Source organism: Edwardsiella sp. EA181011 (assembly GCF_000800725.1).
Lineage (GTDB): Bacteria > Pseudomonadota > Gammaproteobacteria > Enterobacterales > Enterobacteriaceae > Edwardsiella > Edwardsiella anguillarum.
The window spans coordinates 3085800-3100790 of sequence record NZ_CP011364.1; the positions used below are offsets into that span (position 1 = coordinate 3085800).

The 14991-nt window shown below is 55.9% G+C and carries 15 protein-coding genes, 1 tRNA gene and 1 pseudogene; 9 read left to right on the forward strand and 8 right to left on the reverse strand.

The window, feature by feature from the left end:
- The first annotated feature begins 3 nt into the window (after positions 1 to 3).
- The 6 genes from QY76_RS13660 (at position 4) to QY76_RS19420 (ending at position 2937) form a co-directional block, all read left to right on the forward strand.
- Positions 4 to 294: a hypothetical protein gene (locus QY76_RS13660; protein ID WP_049648882.1), complete on the forward strand. Its 291-nt coding sequence runs from the start codon at positions 4 to 6 to the stop codon at positions 292 to 294.
- The gene (locus QY76_RS19415; protein WP_049648883.1) at positions 294 to 545 is read left to right on the forward strand and encodes a hypothetical protein; all 252 of its coding nucleotides are present in this window, start codon (positions 294 to 296) and stop codon (positions 543 to 545) included. The genes QY76_RS13660 and QY76_RS19415 overlap by 1 nt, the downstream gene beginning before the upstream one ends.
- Before the next feature lie 2 nt (positions 546 to 547).
- Positions 548 to 775 (forward strand): DUF4060 family protein, encoded by a 228-nt coding sequence (locus tag QY76_RS19735; protein WP_071844180.1) that lies wholly within the window; start codon positions 548 to 550, stop codon positions 773 to 775.
- Positions 772 to 1098 carry a phage protein NinX family protein gene (locus QY76_RS13670; RefSeq protein WP_049648884.1) on the forward strand — a complete coding sequence of 109 codons (327 nt, stop codon included), beginning with the start codon at positions 772 to 774 and terminating at the stop codon, positions 1096 to 1098. The genes QY76_RS19735 and QY76_RS13670 overlap by 4 nt, the downstream gene beginning before the upstream one ends.
- Positions 1099 to 1570: 472 nt before the next feature.
- On the forward strand, positions 1571 to 1903 hold the full coding sequence (locus QY76_RS18840; RefSeq protein ID WP_071844224.1) for a helix-turn-helix domain-containing protein: 333 nt from the start codon (positions 1571 to 1573) through the stop codon (positions 1901 to 1903).
- A complete protein-coding gene (locus QY76_RS19420) occupies positions 1786 to 2937 on the forward strand; it encodes a site-specific integrase (protein WP_235439492.1) in 1152 nt (383 codons plus the stop codon). Before QY76_RS18840 ends, QY76_RS19420 begins: the two co-directional genes overlap by 118 nt.
- A 19-nt stretch (positions 2938 to 2956) precedes the next feature.
- On the opposite strand, the gene QY76_RS13685 is transcribed toward QY76_RS19420, so the two are convergent.
- From QY76_RS13685 to arnB, 8 genes are all read right to left on the reverse strand, one after another.
- Positions 2957 to 3032: transfer RNA gene (locus QY76_RS13685), tRNA-Lys, on the reverse strand.
- A gap of 520 nt (positions 3033 to 3552) precedes the next feature.
- Positions 3553 to 3936 (reverse strand): 4-amino-4-deoxy-L-arabinose-phosphoundecaprenol flippase subunit ArnF, encoded by a 384-nt coding sequence (gene arnF, locus QY76_RS13690; RefSeq protein WP_034164346.1) that lies wholly within the window; start codon positions 3934 to 3936, stop codon positions 3553 to 3555.
- On the reverse strand, positions 3933 to 4268 hold the full coding sequence (gene arnE / locus QY76_RS13695; RefSeq protein WP_045424902.1) for a 4-amino-4-deoxy-L-arabinose-phosphoundecaprenol flippase subunit ArnE: 336 nt from the start codon (positions 4266 to 4268) through the stop codon (positions 3933 to 3935). Before arnE ends, arnF begins: the two co-directional genes overlap by 4 nt.
- Complete coding sequence (arnT, locus tag QY76_RS13700; RefSeq protein WP_045424900.1) at positions 4265 to 5923, reverse strand: lipid IV(A) 4-amino-4-deoxy-L-arabinosyltransferase; 1659 nt, start codon at positions 5921 to 5923, stop codon at positions 4265 to 4267. The genes arnE and arnT overlap by 4 nt, the downstream gene beginning before the upstream one ends.
- Entirely contained in the window at positions 5920 to 6819 is a 900-nt protein-coding gene (gene arnD, locus QY76_RS13705) for a 4-deoxy-4-formamido-L-arabinose-phosphoundecaprenol deformylase (protein WP_034164349.1), read from the reverse strand. The genes arnT and arnD overlap by 4 nt, the downstream gene beginning before the upstream one ends.
- Complete coding sequence (gene arnA / locus QY76_RS13710) at positions 6816 to 8795, reverse strand: bifunctional UDP-4-amino-4-deoxy-L-arabinose formyltransferase/UDP-glucuronic acid oxidase ArnA (protein ID WP_045424898.1); 1980 nt, start codon at positions 8793 to 8795, stop codon at positions 6816 to 6818. Before arnA ends, arnD begins: the two co-directional genes overlap by 4 nt.
- A 2-nt stretch (positions 8796 to 8797) precedes the next feature.
- The gene (gene arnC, locus QY76_RS13715) at positions 8798 to 9775 is read right to left on the reverse strand and encodes an undecaprenyl-phosphate 4-deoxy-4-formamido-L-arabinose transferase (protein WP_034164351.1); all 978 of its coding nucleotides are present in this window, start codon (positions 9773 to 9775) and stop codon (positions 8798 to 8800) included.
- A gap of 15 nt (positions 9776 to 9790) precedes the next feature.
- Complete coding sequence (gene arnB / locus QY76_RS13720) at positions 9791 to 10936, reverse strand: UDP-4-amino-4-deoxy-L-arabinose aminotransferase (RefSeq protein WP_045424896.1); 1146 nt, start codon at positions 10934 to 10936, stop codon at positions 9791 to 9793.
- Between the two features lie 749 nt (positions 10937 to 11685).
- Between arnB and QY76_RS13725 the strand changes: the two genes are divergently transcribed.
- The 3 genes and pseudogenes from QY76_RS13725 (at position 11686) to QY76_RS13730 (ending at position 14820) form a co-directional block, all read left to right on the forward strand.
- Positions 11686 to 12573: a phospholipase D-like domain-containing protein gene (locus QY76_RS13725; RefSeq protein WP_235439408.1), complete on the forward strand. Its 888-nt coding sequence runs from the start codon at positions 11686 to 11688 to the stop codon at positions 12571 to 12573.
- Entirely contained in the window at positions 12519 to 12929 is a 411-nt protein-coding gene (locus tag QY76_RS19425; RefSeq protein ID WP_235439409.1) for a phospholipase D-like domain-containing protein, read from the forward strand. The genes QY76_RS13725 and QY76_RS19425 overlap by 55 nt, the downstream gene beginning before the upstream one ends.
- Positions 12930 to 13600: 671 nt before the next feature.
- Positions 13601 to 14820 (forward strand): annotated as a pseudogene (locus tag QY76_RS13730) (MFS transporter).
- The last annotated feature ends 171 nt before the right edge of the window (positions 14821 to 14991 follow it).

Genomic DNA, 14991 nt, shown 5'->3' on the forward strand with positions numbered 1-14991 from the left:
CACATGGCGGCATTCGCCGCCTTTGGAGTGATGATGAACAAGGTATACAAACGGGCGCTGCTGGATGAAAACGAGGCGCTAGAGAAGCGCGTGGCAGAGCTGACCGCAGAGCCAGTGCCAGCGCCTGAACTGAAAATGGCGCACCTGATTAACAAATTTTATGAGCGCTATCCGCTGAACACCTTCAAAAGCGATTCAGAACGCAGCGAGGCATTGGGTTATTTCATGGCTGGCGCTGAGTTGCAGTGTTTTGGTGAGTTTATTAATTATGCTGAATTGCTGGGTGATGAATAATGAAACTCACAAAAGAGCGCCTGCAGGAGATTGTAGAAGATGGCTTCCTGAAGCACGGGGAAAGCAAAGAGCTGGCGCGTATCGCGCTGGCGTCTATGGAGGCTGAGCCGGTGGCGATGAGTGACCATCGGTTCCGTGAGCTGGTGAACACCCTGCGCGATATCGCCATCGAATACCATGGCACACAGCAGTTGCGCGAACGTATTGCCCACGCCTGCCGCGCGGCTATGCTGAAAAGCTCAGGTGAATGACCATGCGGCACATCATCCGAAACGCAAAATCAGACAAAGAGAGAGCGGCCGCACAGGCCGCTTTGTCTAGGCATCAACAAACATTCGGAGACTATGGAGCGCAGAAAAAGACATTCATCTATCGAGTTAAATTAGGGGATACGGTTATCCCGGTAGATATCGTTAACCGTCGCTGCTCGTATGTGGCCACGGTTCGCAATGGGCATATTGGATTGGGGAGAGTGGGATGAATTATGCGGAAATGAGTGACGCAGAGATAGCTGAGGCTGTTATTAAAACAATCGAGCTTGACCTAGGGGAATATTGGTTACCAAGCGCAACCGGTCATGGTGTAGTGATAATCAATGACGACGATGAAACCGTACGTACTTTTAACCCCTGCAAAAGCCCTACCGATATGTGGCCGCTGATTGTTGAGGGCAATATTGCGACATTACCATATGACCGCAACGGTCTATGGATGGCGGCAGGAGGGGGGTGTCGATACCATCATACCAACCCGTTACGCGCCGCAGCTATCGTTTACCTGATGATGAAGGGGGCGGGGAAATGATCACAATAATCGACGAGAACAACCTCGTTACCGAGGATGGGGTGGAGCTGGTTAGTAAGAAAGCAGAAAAGTGCTACGAGTGTTATTTTTGGGAAAATAGAGAGGTAGAGGATTGCACGGGGTTGCTATGTTTATCTTCAGAAAGACAAGACGGTATTGAGGTGATCTTCGTGGAGAAAAACAAATGACTCCCGATGTTGAAAACGCGCTAAGGTCTACAGCAAAAAAAGTAATAAAAGAAATAAGAAATCCAGGAAACACCCTCACCTACCGGCAACTTCTAGACAAACATATAGACCCTATAAAGCAAATCCTACCAAACAGCCCAGCGCCCTATCTCTGGCTGTCCTGCTACTGTATCAAGGTGCAAAATGAAACCTGAACACTACATCGCGATTTCGAGGCTGCTTAAGGCAGCCTTTTTTATTGTCATTTTCACTATCGCCGTTAGCGCTTCTCTGGAGGTAATACCGTGGATAATCAGATCTTAACCACTCGCCAGGCAGCGGAACGATTGCAGGTATCAGCGCGAACCGTGGCAAAGCTGATTTCATGCGGTCGCCTGGCTGGAAAAAAGGCCGGCCACGGATACCGAACTACTACCGCAGCGCTACTTGCATATATCGAATCAGGGGAAGAGACTAAACCCGCGAACGCGGGTGATCAGACCGAGGATAAACCATGTCAATCATCCAGCGAAATGGCGTTTGGCACTGTCATTTCTTTACGCCAAGTGGACAACGAGTTAGAAAATCTCTTGGGACGCGGGACAAAAGGCAGGCGCAAGAGCTGTACGACAAGCTAAAGGCAGAGGCGTGGAGGGTAAACAAGCTCGGGGAAGCGCCTACAAAGTATTTTCAGGAGGCATGCGTTAGATGGCTGCAGGAGAAAGTTGATAAGCGATCTCTTGATTCTGACAGGTCAAAAATTAGCTTTTTCCTTCTTCACTTTAAGGATGTCCCCCTCAACGAGATAACAAACGATCGCATTCAGTCGGCGCTTTCTTCGATGGAGAACAGATCGCATCGCGCCAGGTGGGAAAGGATGAGGGATAGGCTTACAAGGGAGGGTAAAGTAATCCCTCACTATAGGCCAAAACCGGTATCGCAATCAACCATCTACTCTCACCAGGCGTTTATGCGCTCACTTCTTAGAATAGCTTCCAGAGAATGGGGATGGTTAGATAACATGCCAGCCGTTAAGGCCAAGGCACCAAGGACACGGCGCATTAGGTGGCTAACGAAAGATGAGGCAAGGAGCTTGATCAGAGAGCTTCCAGAATACTTTCGCCCTCTTGTCATATTTGCCTTGGCAACCGGACTGCGCCGATCCAACATCATCAACATGGAGTGGCAGCAGATAGACATGCAAAGAAAAATGGCGTGGATACCACCCGAGGATGCGAAAGGAGGCAGGGCTATTGGTGTGTCGCTAAATGAGACAGCATGCCAGGTTCTGCGCGATCAGATAGGGAAACATCATAGGTGGGTATTCGTTCAAACGGAGTCTTGCTTCCGTCCTGATGGGACTGAATGCCCCAAGATTAGAAAATTCAGAAATGATAGCAATAAGGCATGGAGATCGGCGTTGCGCAGAGCGGGAATAGAGAACTTCCGCTTTCATGACTTGCGACATACCTGGGCAAGCTGGCTCGTTCAGGAGGGGGTTCCTCTCTCAGCCCTACAGGAGATGGGAGGATGGGAATCTGTCGACATGGTGCGTAAATATGCACATCTTTCCAATAATCATTTAAGTCAACACGCGAAAGTTATTGATGATATTTTTCATATCAACGACACAAAAACGACACAACCAACAAAAAAGGCGCTACGCCATTAGCGCAACGCCTTGAAATTGTTGGTGGGTCGTCGGGGGTTCGAACCCCGGACCAATTGATTAAGAGTCAACTGCTCTGCCAGCTGAGCTAACGACCCAACGCCGAGTATTATTCGCTTTTTAACGCGGCGGGTCAATTCCCCCCACTGCGCACGCCGCTCCAGAGACTGTCCGCTCCGCTTTACGCATTGATTAAAAATAACACAATATAACAATGAGTTAACCGATAATAACGCGCTACGCATCGATGCCAACGTAGCGAGACGGACAGGATAAAGCGGCGGGAGAAGATGGCGACAGCCGCGCCGACAAGCGGCGGGAGAAGATGGCGACAGCCGCGCCGACAAGCGGCGCGATGCCGGGGAGCGCCCCGGCTTAGACGTTACGCAGTATATACAGTGCGATGGAGGCTTCAATGAGTACAATCAGCACGGACCAGAAGGCCGCCATCAGCTGCGCGTGCGTTTTGATAAAAGCATGAATGAGTTGCATAAGATTGCCTGCTCGGCTAAACCACTCAGGGTGTGAAGTCAGTCTACGCCGCTACAACTATTCACGCAATTTATCAAATAAAATGAACACCCCGTCGCTGGCAGGCTAACGGGACAGCCGTCGCATTCACGACTTTCCCGCGCGGCGCCAGGGGGGGTAAATCACCAGCAACCCCAGTATAATCAAGCCCATTCCCAATAACTTTCCCCCGTTAAGCTGTTCATCGAACAGCGGCAGGGAGACCGCCAGGGCGCAGACCAGCACATAGCTGAGGCTCAGCAATGGATACGCTCGATTCAGCGGCAGATCGCGCAGCGCAAACAGCCAGCACAGCATCGACAGGCCATAGCACAGAATGCCGCCCGGTAGCCACCAGACCCACGGCTCTGCGCGGAGCAGCGCGGAGATAAGCTGCGCCCCGTCGCTGCAGTGCATCATGGTATAACGCATCATCAGCTGCGCCGCGCTGACCAGCGCGACGCTGGCGAGAGCCCACAGATAGCCCATCATGCGTTGACTCCCAGCAGGATAATACCCGCCATAATCAGCGTGATCCCGATAATATGGCGCCAGCCGAGCCGCTCATGCCAGATAAACCGTGCCGCCAGCAGCACCAGGACATAGTTCAGGCTCAGCATCGGGTACGCCACGCTCACCGCCACCCGGCTGAGCACAACCAGCCACAGCAGCAGCGCCAGCCCCAGACAGATCAGCGCCAGCGTCAGCCAGCGCAGCAGGTGGCGGCGCGGTGAGCCGTAGGGCACACCGCACATCGCCTGTTTCTGGCATAGCTGTCCTGCGCAGCTGAGCAGGCTGGAGAAAATAATCAGCAGATAACTCATGGCTGCTGCTGATACTGTAACAGCAGGAAACGCCCTTTCCGCAGGGTCATATCCGCCGGCGGCAGCGCCGGGTTAATCTGTTCGTTGCGCGACAGCAGTAAGACCAGGGAGACCGCCCCCTGCTTCCGGTGCTCCGCCAGCCAGGCAGGGAACTGCGCGGCATTGACCAGATGACCGGCCGCATCCGGGTAGCTCAGCCCATACTGAAGCTCGCCAGTGTTATCATACAGATAGATATCGCTGCGCTTGAGCTCCCAGGCCAGACCCGCGGCGACGCCGACGCTGTCGCTCAGAATATAGCGGCTCGCCTGCAGCTGCGGCATCGCCGCCTGGATCAGCGTCTGCGGCTGCTTGGACTCCATGACCTGCTGCGGCAGCGCCGCGCCGATCAGCAGGGCTATCCCCAGCGGACAGGCGGCGCTCCAGCGCCAGTAGCGGCGTGGATTATGCAGCGACAGCGCGCCAAACAACGCCCATACGCCAAAGGCGACGGTGCCCAGAATCACTTTGCTGACCTCTTGGGCACCGAACAGCGGGCGTCCGGTGATGCCCCAGGGCGCCAGCACCAGCACGATCGCCGCCATGCCGCCCAGGCCGACCAGTAGGTTAATCAACCCGTTGATCCGTAGCGCCTTGCCTCCCTCTCCGGCCAGACGCTGTACATAGCCGGCCATCAGGATCGCCAGCGGCGCAAAGCAGGGTAAAATATAGGTCGGCAGCTTTCCCTTGGCGATACTGAACAGCAGGAATGGCATCACCGCCCAGCCCAACAGGTAAAAATCGCCCCCCTGGCTGACCCGTCCACGCCACCCCTCCCGCAGCGCGCCGGGCAGCAGACCCAGCCAGGGCAGCAGGCCGATCAGGAGGATCGGCAGGTAATACCAGAACGGCGCCTTATGCTGGGCGTTATCTTCGGCAAAGCGCTGGATATGCTCGACCCAGAAGAAATAGCGCCAGTAGTCCGGCTCGCGCTGTGCGATAGCTAGCACCCACGGCAGGCTGATGAGAATGGCGCTCAACACCGCCAGCGGGCCAAAGCAGAACAGGGATTTCCAGCGCCGTTGGGCTATCACCCAGGGCAGCACGGCAATCACCGGGATCGCCAGCGCCAGGAATCCTTTGGTCATAAAGCCCATACCGCAGGCCAACCCCAGCAAAATATAGCCGCCTACCCTGCCCCGCGTACTGCTGGCCTGCTCTCCCAGCCAGAAGCTGCACAGGGCCGCGGTCATCCACAGGGTAAAGATCGGGTCGAGCACCGCGTAGCTGCCAACGCCGTAGACCAGGAAGCTGGTCAGATAAATCAGCGTAGCCAAAACGGCCGGGCGCGTGCCAGAGAGTAGCCGGCGCGCCAGCCAGAACACCAGCAGCGCACTCAGTACCGTCGCCAGCACGGCGCCAAAGCGGACGGCAAAGTTGCCGTCGCCAAACAGCCACTGCCCCAGGTTATTCACCCAATACCCGGCCACCGGCTTTTCAAAATAGCGCAGCCCGAGGAAGTGCGGCACGATCCAGTCTCCGCTGGCCAGCATCTCGCGGCTGATTTCGGCATAACGGGTTTCATCCGGCTGCCATAATAAACGTCCCGGTAGCGGGACGATGTAGTAAAGGACAAACAGTACAGCCAGCGTAAACCATCCGGCGATCTTCTTCATGGCGACTCCACCTCCTGCTGACAACCCAGCCATCCCTCACGCCCGGCCAACGTCGCGCGGACGACCCGTCCGCTCGGCAACAGCGTAATATCGTCTGGCAATAAATCCCCGAGGGGGCAAAATTCAATCTGCGCCTCGCGCGCCATCTCCAGCAGGCGGGCAAACTGCGCCTGTTTGGCAATGCCTTCAACTTCGGCGTGAATGGTGTAAACCGGGACGCCGCGATCGGCCAGGATGCTGTCGAGAATAAAGCGATTAAATCCCGCCTCATCGGTCATGACACCGATGGCCTCATCCCAGGTAGGCAGGGTCACCGGGATCTGTACCGTCCCTAGGCGGCCATCCGGCAGCAGCGGACGAAACGGATGCGTACCGCGGCAATCGCTGTTATAGCGGAAGCCAAAAGGCTCCTTGGCCTCGACCACCCGCGTATCAGCGCGCCAGCCGGCAACCGCGGAGCAATCGATGCTCTCCCCGGTGATCAGCTGCAGCTCATCGTAGGCCAGCCCGATCTGCTCGGCCATCTTCTCCCGTGACCAAACACCGGCCCAGGCCTGCCAAGCATGGTGATCCCAGGCGTGCAGCCCAGTCTCATGCTCTTTGGCGGCGGCGGCGATGGTGTCAGCCAGGCCGGCGCCGATCCGGCGGCCGGGCCAGGCCGTCCCGGCCAGCAGGATATCCCAGCCATACAGCGACGCGGCGTTAGAGCGCAGCATTTTCCACAGAAAGCGCGGCTTTAGCAGGCGCCACAGATGGCGCCCCATATTGTCCGGACCCAGGGTAAAAAAGAACGTCGCCCGGATCCCGTGCCGGCGCAGCAGCGACACCAGCGCCGGCACGCCGTCACGCGTGCCGCGCCAGGTGTCTACGTCAATGCGCAGACCGACCCGCTTCATTCCTGCTCCGTACCGTCAAAGGTTTGCAGGAAGAAGTCCAGAGTATCCTCGATCGTGCTCTCCATCGGGATCACCGGCTGCCAGCCCAGCAGACGCTGCGCGTTGCGGATGCTCGGTTTACGGTGCTCGACGTCCTGATAGCCTTTACCATAGTAGGAGCTGCTCTCTACCTCGCGGAAGCCGGCAAAGGGCGGGAAGCGATCGCGCAGCGGATGCTGCTCAAAGCACACCAGCAGCTGCTCAGCCAGCTCACGGATGCTGGCTTCGTTATCCGGGTTACCGATGTTGATAATCTGCCCATCGCACAGATTGTCTTTGTTTTCGATAATGCGGAACAGCGCCTCCACCCCTTCTTTAATGTCGGTAAAGCAGCGCTTCTGACGTCCGCCGTCCACCAGCTTGATCGGCGACCCTTCCACCAAGTTCAGGATCAGCTGGGTAATGGCGCGCGAGCTGCCGATACGCGCCGCATTCAGGTTGTCCAGACGCGGCCCCATCCAGTTGAAGGGACGGAACAGCGTGAAACGCAGTTCATCCTTGGCGCCGTAGGCCCAAATGATGCGATCCAGCAGCTGTTTGGATACGGAGTAGATCCAACGCTGTTTGTTGATCGGCCCGACGATCAGGTTAGAGCTATCCTCATCAAACTGTGGATCGCTGCACATCCCGTAGACTTCAGAGGTGGACGGGAAGATGATGCGCTTTTTGTATTTCACGCAGTCGCGCACAATCTTCAGATTCTCTTCAAAGTCGAGCTCAAAAACGCGCAGCGGATTACGGGTATATTCGATCGGCGTTGCAATCGCCACCAGCGGCAGCACCACGTCACACTTCTTAATGTGATACTCGATCCATTCGGAGTGAATGCTGATATCCCCTTCCACAAAGTGGAAGCGCGGGTGGTCGATAAAGCGGGAGATGGCGTCGGAGCCGATGTCCAGGCCGTAGACTTCATAGTTATCTTCCGCCAGCAGACGCTCGGTCAGGTGGTTGCCGATAAAGCCGTTAACCCCCAGAATCAGCACGCGGGTTGCCCGGCGGACGCCGAAGTTCAGCGAGCTGTTCAGAATCGCCCCCTCCACCAGCCCCAGGCTTTCCGCCAGCTGGCTGCCCTGCATATATAGGCCATCCTGCGGCTGACCGGCCACGATCTCCAGCGCCCCTTCGCCACAGGCGATCGCCAGCGGCGACGCCGAAAGCACCGTACCGGGACGCGCGGCAGGCAGATCGCTGCGCACGCGCGCCTGCCAGACCGTAAACTGACGGTTACCGGCATAGCTAAAGGCGCCCGGCCAAGGCTCCGTCACCGCGCGAACCAGGTTATACAGCTCCCGCGCCGGTTTGCTCCACTCCAGACGACCATCGGCCGGCGTACGGCGGCCAACGTAGGTCGCGGCGCTTTCATCCTGCGGGAACTCAGCGTAGCTACCGCTGCGGATCTGCGGCAGCGCCTCGGCCAGCAGCGCGCGGGCGCACTGGCACAGCTTGTGGTGCAGCATCAGCGCCGTGTCCTCTTCGGCAATCGCGATACGGCGCTGCGCGATAATATTCCCGGCGTCCGCACGCTTCTCCATTCGGTGCAGCGTCACCCCGGTCTCCGTCTCGCCGTTGACCAGCACCCAGTTCAGCGGCGCACGGCCGCGGTAGGCCGGCAGCAGCGAACCATGCAGGTTGAACGCACCCTGCGGCGCCAGCGTTAAAATCGCGTCGCTCAGCAGATGGCGATAGTAGAAAGAGAAGATCACCTGCGGCTGCAGCGCCCGCAGACGCTCAACCCACAGCGGGTGATTCACATCATCCGGCGCAAACACCGGGATATTGTGCTGGGCCGCCAGGCGGGCGACCGAGCCAAAGAACAGATTTTCACCGGGAGCATCCTGATGAGTAACAATGGCAGCAATTTCATAACCGGCATCAATCAGTGACTGCACACCGGCACAGCCCATATCGTGATAGGCAAAAACAACAGCTTTCATGATCATTTTTCCTGTTCTTCGTCCGGCGGGTTGGCGCGAACGACATTCTGAATAAAATAACGGGGACGGGCGCGCACGTCGTTATAGATGCGGCCGATATACTCCCCCAGCAGGCCCATCCCAACAAACTGCGCGCCGATAAAGATGAACAGCACGGCAAACAGGGTAAACACCCCTTCCGCCGCCCACTGTGGCCCAAGGGTTAGACGCATCAGGATCAGCAGTACGGCAAAGGCGAAGCCCAGCAGCGCAATGACGCTGCCAAAGATGCTCAGCGCCCTCAGCGGGGTCGTGGTCAGACAGGTCACCAGGTCGTACATCAGGTTGATCAGCTTCATCAGCCCATACTTGGACTCACCGTGCTCGCGCTCGGCGTGCTTCACCGGGATCTCGATGGTGCGGCGGGCAAAGCTGTTGGCCAGTATGGGGATGAAGGTGCTGCGCTCATGGCAGTGCAGCATGGCCTTGATAATGCTGCTGCGGTAGGCGCGCAGCATGCAGCCGTAGTCGCTCATGCTCTTGCCGGTGGTGCGTTGGATCAGGCCATTGATCATGCGCGAGGCGCGCTTACGGAACCAGCTATCCTGACGGTTCTGGCGGATGGTGCCCACCACGTCATAGCCCTGATCGGCGGTCTCCACCAGACGCGGAATCTCCTCCGGCGGATTTTGCAGATCGGCATCCAGGGTGATCACCAGATCACCTTTAATGTGGCTGAATCCGGCCATAATCGCCGAGTGCTGGCCATAGTTACGGTTCAGCAACACCGCGACGACCCGGCTTCCCGGCCGCTGCGCCGCCTCGCGGAGGATCTCGGCCGATCTATCGCTGCTACCGTCGTCCACCAGGACGATCTCATACTGTTTTCCCATGGCATCGCAGGCGGCGATGGTTCTGCTCAACAGCTCCGGCAGGCTCTCCTGCTCGTTGTAAACCGGTATCACCACCGATACAAACTGGATGGTTTTAAAATCACTCATTGTCATATCCAACCGTTACTGCTCAATAATCTCTTTCAACGCGGCGATCACCCGATCGACGTCTGCCTCGGTCATATCCGGAAACAGCGGCAGGGAGCAGATACGCTGTGAGTTCCACTCCGTCTGCGCCAGCCGCAGCTGCGGGTAGGTCTCACGGTAATATTTTTGCGTGTGCGCGGCGCGGAAGTGCAGCCCGCTGCCGATATTGCGCTCTTTGAGCGCCTGCATCAGCCGATCGCGATCCACGCCGCAGCTGGCCTCATCGCAACGGATGATAAACAGGTGCCAGGCATGCTGATGCGCCCAGGCGGGCTCACTCAGAGGGATAAACGGCAGCCGGTGCTGCGCCAACTGCTGTAGATAATAGGCCGCCAGCCGGGCGCGCTGAGCGTTGAGATCAGGCAGTTTCGCCAGCTGTACCCGGGCAATCGCCGCATTGATGTCGGCCAGGTTATACTTGTATCCCGGCGTCACCACCTCTGCCTGTGGCGCCCGGCCATGGGTCTGGCGATCGTAGGCATCCACGCCCAGGCCGTGAAACTTCAGGCTGCGCACCTGCTGCGCCAGGGCATCATCATCGGTCACTACCATGCCGCCCTCGGCACAGGTGATATTTTTAATCGCATGGAACGAGAAAATGGCGGTGCCGCGCCGACCGATAGGCTCGCCGCGATAGACGGTGCCAATGGCATGGGCTGCGTCTTCGATCAGGGCAATACCGTGCCGCCGCGCCAGCGCGTGGATCGGGTCAAGATCGACGGGAGCGCCGGCGAAATGAACCGGAATAATCGCCTTGGTGCGCGGCGTTATCGCCTCGGCGATAGCCTCTGGCGTCACCATCAGCGTATCGCGATCGACATCGATCATCACGGGAGTCGCCCCCAGCAGCGTGATGATATTCAGGGTGGACACCCAGGTCATTGACGGGGTTATCACTTCATCCCCCGGCCCAATGCCCAGCGCCATCAGGGTAACGTGCATTCCCGCCGTCGCGGAGCAAACGGCGATAGCATGACGGGCGCCGGTAGCCAGGCAGAACTCTTGCTCCAACGCCTGATTCTGCGGACCGGTCGTGATCCAGCCGGAGCGCAGTACTTCACTGACTGCAGCAATCTCCTCCTCGCCGATGGCTGGCTTGGAGAATGGCAAAAAGTCCTTCATTAACACGTTCCCATATCAGTAATAGAAATGAAAAATGTGATCTCTATCCAATTTACAACAATCAAGGCGTTATTCCCTCGCAGGACGATAACCTAGATTGATTGAGCATAGCGTACTTTTCTTAAACCAAGATTAAGAAAAAAAGTTATAACCCGCGCCAACTTCAACGCTCCGACAACCGAACCATAATACCTATTACTATGCCGCTCAGAGGCGGTCTCCTCTCGGCAGCCGACGCTGCACACGGCCGCCATCAGCGGCATATACGAATAAAAAAAGGGATTATTATATTAACTTTAGCCCAACCTCGGCGTCATTCTCCCGATTCAGCACCAATATGCAAAAAATATTCTCCAATCAGTGAACTGACCTGTAATATTTTTACGGGAGCATTATCCAAGGTCTATCGCAGGTTATTTTATCACCAATTTCATGCTATTCAATAAAGATACATAAGCAATTATTGATATCCAATGAATAATCCCGCGGCGCTATTCATTGGACGCGGGATAATAGCCGGCTCATCCTCCCCTCACGCGCAGATATTCCCCTGAGGTATTATTAAGGTATTACACCCCTATCGCCTAACGCCATTCCATCACCGACGCCAGCGAATGGCGATGACTCTGCACTATAAAACGCATCCCTCCCGCTGGCGGCGATTTATATGACATAACACAGGGTACAACTGGTTATTTTATTTAATATATACCGTTAAAGAGCGTGGCCACGACAGAGAGGGATAAGCAATGAAGCGACTTGCCATAGCGGGCCTGATCGCCGGCGCCGCCTTTATGGCCGACGGCCATCCGGCGCAGACGGCAGACTTTGAGCTTATGCAGGCCATTCCACAGAATACCGAGGCGGTCTTTCAGCAGAGCGACATTCACGCCACGGCCACCGTCTGGCTACGCATGATACGACAGGCCAGACACTCGCTCGATATCGGCACCTTTTATATGGCCAATCAATCAGGTGAAGCCCTGGAGCCTATCGTTAATGCCATCAAGGATGCCGCCCGGCGCGGCGTCAAGGTCCGGATACTGACCGATGCCATGGCGCTCAGCGGCAGCAGCGATCCCGACCAGCTGTTTGCCGACGTCCCCCAGATAGCCATCCGCGAAATCGACTATCACAAGATCGGCGGCGGTGTGATGCATGCTAAATATATGATCGTGGATACTGAGAATATTGCGCTCAACAGCGCCAACTGGAGCTGGATCTCACTGAGCCAAATTCACAACGTTGGCGTTCGGATCCGTAACCAGCCGTTGGCAATGACCCTGCTGAGCGTATTTAATCTGGACTGGGCGCTTGCCGAAAATACCCATGGCCGAGTCAACCATGCCTTAACCAATAACACCGACAAACGCCGCTGGGTTACCGCGCAACGCCCCGCCCAGGTTCGCTATGGTGACGAAACGCTCTTAATTCACCCGGCCTTTAGTCCTGTCGATATACGCCCGCAGGGAACCGATAGCGAAATATCGCAGATGCTGGCGGCGATTAATAGCGCCAATCATATTATCCGGATGCAGGTCATGACCTTCTCAGGGTTCAAAAAATATGGTGCCGTTGGCTATTGGGGGAGTTGTATGACGCCATCGCCAACGCGGCACAGCGGGGGGTACAGGTAAAAATTATTGTCGCAGACTGGAATAATACCGTACCGGCCATCAATTTTATGAAGGCGCTGCAGCTGATGGCCAATGTCACGGTCAAAATCAGCAGCATTCCCCCACTCCCATCACGCTATATTCCCTATTCTCGGGTAGAGCATGAAAAATATTTCGTCGTCGACGATGACCTCAGCTGGATCACCACCAGCAACTGGCAGTGGGGATATTTTTATAACACCCGCGATATCGCGCTGCTGATTAATGGACATCAGCCGGCCAAGATCCTCAGCGCGCTGTTTGAGGCCGACTGGCGCAGCCCCTATACCCAGACGCTGGAGATCGATAAAACCTATCATGCCCCTCACCATGGCTGAGGGGACTCCGCGACGGGGCTCGGCGTACGCAGCGGCGCAAACTGACGCATAGCCGCTACCTATAAACGCCAGAGCACCTCCCCGCGCAAAATAAGCGGCGCCTAAACGCACTCGCGTTTTCAGCAGAGCACGCTAAGTTACCTTCCCACGTCGTTATCATGGTGTATAACGCTAGTTTAAAATAATAGCCGGTGGCAATCACCAGCCCGCTCGTTATCATAAAATGGCAATGCGGAAGCGGAAACACCGCCTCAGATATCAACCACACAGTAGATTAAATGCGATAAAAGAATAAAAACCTTTTTCACCATTCGCATTATAGATATACTGCAGTTGCCTCCATCGATAAACGATAGACGTCACATAAATATAAATAGAAACAAATAATCCCGTTTATATACAAAATGGCGCTACTTTCCTTACTATTTACCCTCCTCACGGCTGGACGTTCGACGTCGTAGCGTGACAAAATATGCGCCGATTCTACCCACTTCCATTGAATTGCGGCATGTATCACCAGGCAGCATGGTCTTATTTTAGACCCGGCTTTTTTATGACGTTTTTTACGCCACCCTGTTCATATCGGTGTCTTAATAATGAATAATATAGATAAAATCTATAAACAATTACGCTGGCAAATCATCATCACCACATTTCTAACGTATACCGTGATGTATATTTCCCGAAAAGCATTTGCCGCAGCGGCGCCGCTGCTGATGCAGGATGTTGGCATGACCGCAGTACAATTCGGTACTGCCTCCTCCATTTATTATATTTTATATGGCATTTCGAAATTCAGCTCCGGGTTATTGGCGGATAGAATCAACCCGCGCCTTTTTCTGGCCCCGGTGCTGCTGGTCATCGCCGTGATCAACGTCGGCATCGGCATGTCCAATAACGTTACCGTGCTGCTATCGCTCTACTGCCTGACCGCCGTAGCCCAGGGCTGTGGCTTCCCCCCATCGCCAAGGCCATCAGCCAGTGGTACTCTAAATCGGAGCGCGGCGGCTGGTATTCACTGTGGAATACCTCCCACAACGTTGGTGGAGCACTGGCGCCGCTCATCGCCTCCGGCGTTATTGAATATACCGGAAACTGGCGCTATGCCTTTTATGTTCCGGCCGCCATTACCGCCGTCCAGGCGATTATCTCTGCGATATTTATGCGCGCCAAGCCGGAAAAATATGGCCTGCCCAACGTGGGCGAATGGAAGAAAGACACCAAGCAGCTGGCCATCAATCAACGCTCTGAAGGCGGCCTCACCATGTGGGCCATGTTTACCCGCTACATCGTCAACAACCCGATTATCTGGATGGCCATCGGTGGGGATCTGTGCATTTACGTCATCCGCACCGTGACCAATGACTGGGTCAGCGTCTACTTCGTCAAAGAGCTAGGCTGGGATCTGGTAAAATCCAACTCGCTGGTCGCCTGGTTTGAAGTCGGTGGGATCCTCGGGGGACTGACCTCCGGCATCATTTCGGATCGGCTGTTTAACGCCGATCGCTGGAAAACCATCCTGATCTATACCTTCGTCCTGATCGCCGGCATGGTTGGCGTCGCGCTGACTATCCACGTCCACTATTACCTGGTCGCCATCTGCTTCTTTATCATCGGCGCGGGGATCTATGCCCCTCAAATGCTGTTTGCGCTGGGGATCATCGAGGCCTCCCACGCCGACGGCGCCGGGGCGGCAACCGGCCTGAAAGGCGGCGTGACCTACATTGGCGCCGCGATGGCTGGAGCGCCTATCGCGCTGATCGAGAAAGCCTACTCTTGGAATGGCGTCTTTATCCTGCTGGCGGCCATCGCCATTCTTCTGGTGCTGCTGACCATTGGCATCATTGGGGTCGATAAACGCTATAACAGTAAAAAGGCTGCGACCCGGTAACGTGGCGATATCCTTACCCTGTCAATGCAAAAGCCAGCGTTTCCGCTGGCTTTTGCGTTCCCCTGCTCTGCCGACGTCAACACTCTGGCCCTTAAATGCGGCTGTATAGACCATGGCTACTGCAGTAAACGTACCGTTGCAGCGCTGATGCCGCCAGCATAGCGATATGGC

Excerpts from the sequence above, each read along its gene's own strand:
- QY76_RS13660 (WP_049648882.1), top strand. The coding sequence starts at position 4 with ATGGCGGCATTCGCCGCCTTTGGAGTGATGATGAACAAGGTATACAAA.
- QY76_RS19415 (WP_049648883.1), top strand. The coding sequence starts at position 294 with ATGAAACTCACAAAAGAGCGCCTGCAGGAGATTGTAGAAGATGGCTTC.
- QY76_RS19735 (WP_071844180.1), top strand. The coding sequence starts at position 548 with ATGCGGCACATCATCCGAAACGCAAAATCAGACAAAGAGAGAGCGGCC.
- QY76_RS13670 (WP_049648884.1), top strand. The coding sequence starts at position 772 with ATGAATTATGCGGAAATGAGTGACGCAGAGATAGCTGAGGCTGTTATT.
- arnF (WP_034164346.1), bottom strand. The coding sequence starts at position 3,936 with ATGATGGGCTATCTGTGGGCTCTCGCCAGCGTCGCGCTGGTCAGCGCG.
- arnE (WP_045424902.1), bottom strand. The coding sequence starts at position 4,268 with ATGAGTTATCTGCTGATTATTTTCTCCAGCCTGCTCAGCTGCGCAGGA.
- arnT (WP_045424900.1), bottom strand. The coding sequence starts at position 5,923 with ATGAAGAAGATCGCCGGATGGTTTACGCTGGCTGTACTGTTTGTCCTT.
- arnD (WP_034164349.1), bottom strand. The coding sequence starts at position 6,819 with ATGAAGCGGGTCGGTCTGCGCATTGACGTAGACACCTGGCGCGGCACG.
- arnA (WP_045424898.1), bottom strand. The coding sequence starts at position 8,795 with ATGAAAGCTGTTGTTTTTGCCTATCACGATATGGGCTGTGCCGGTGTG.
- arnC (WP_034164351.1), bottom strand. The coding sequence starts at position 9,775 with ATGAGTGATTTTAAAACCATCCAGTTTGTATCGGTGGTGATACCGGTT.
- arnB (WP_045424896.1), bottom strand. The coding sequence starts at position 10,936 with ATGAAGGACTTTTTGCCATTCTCCAAGCCAGCCATCGGCGAGGAGGAG.
- QY76_RS13725 (WP_235439408.1), top strand. The coding sequence starts at position 11,686 with ATGAAGCGACTTGCCATAGCGGGCCTGATCGCCGGCGCCGCCTTTATG.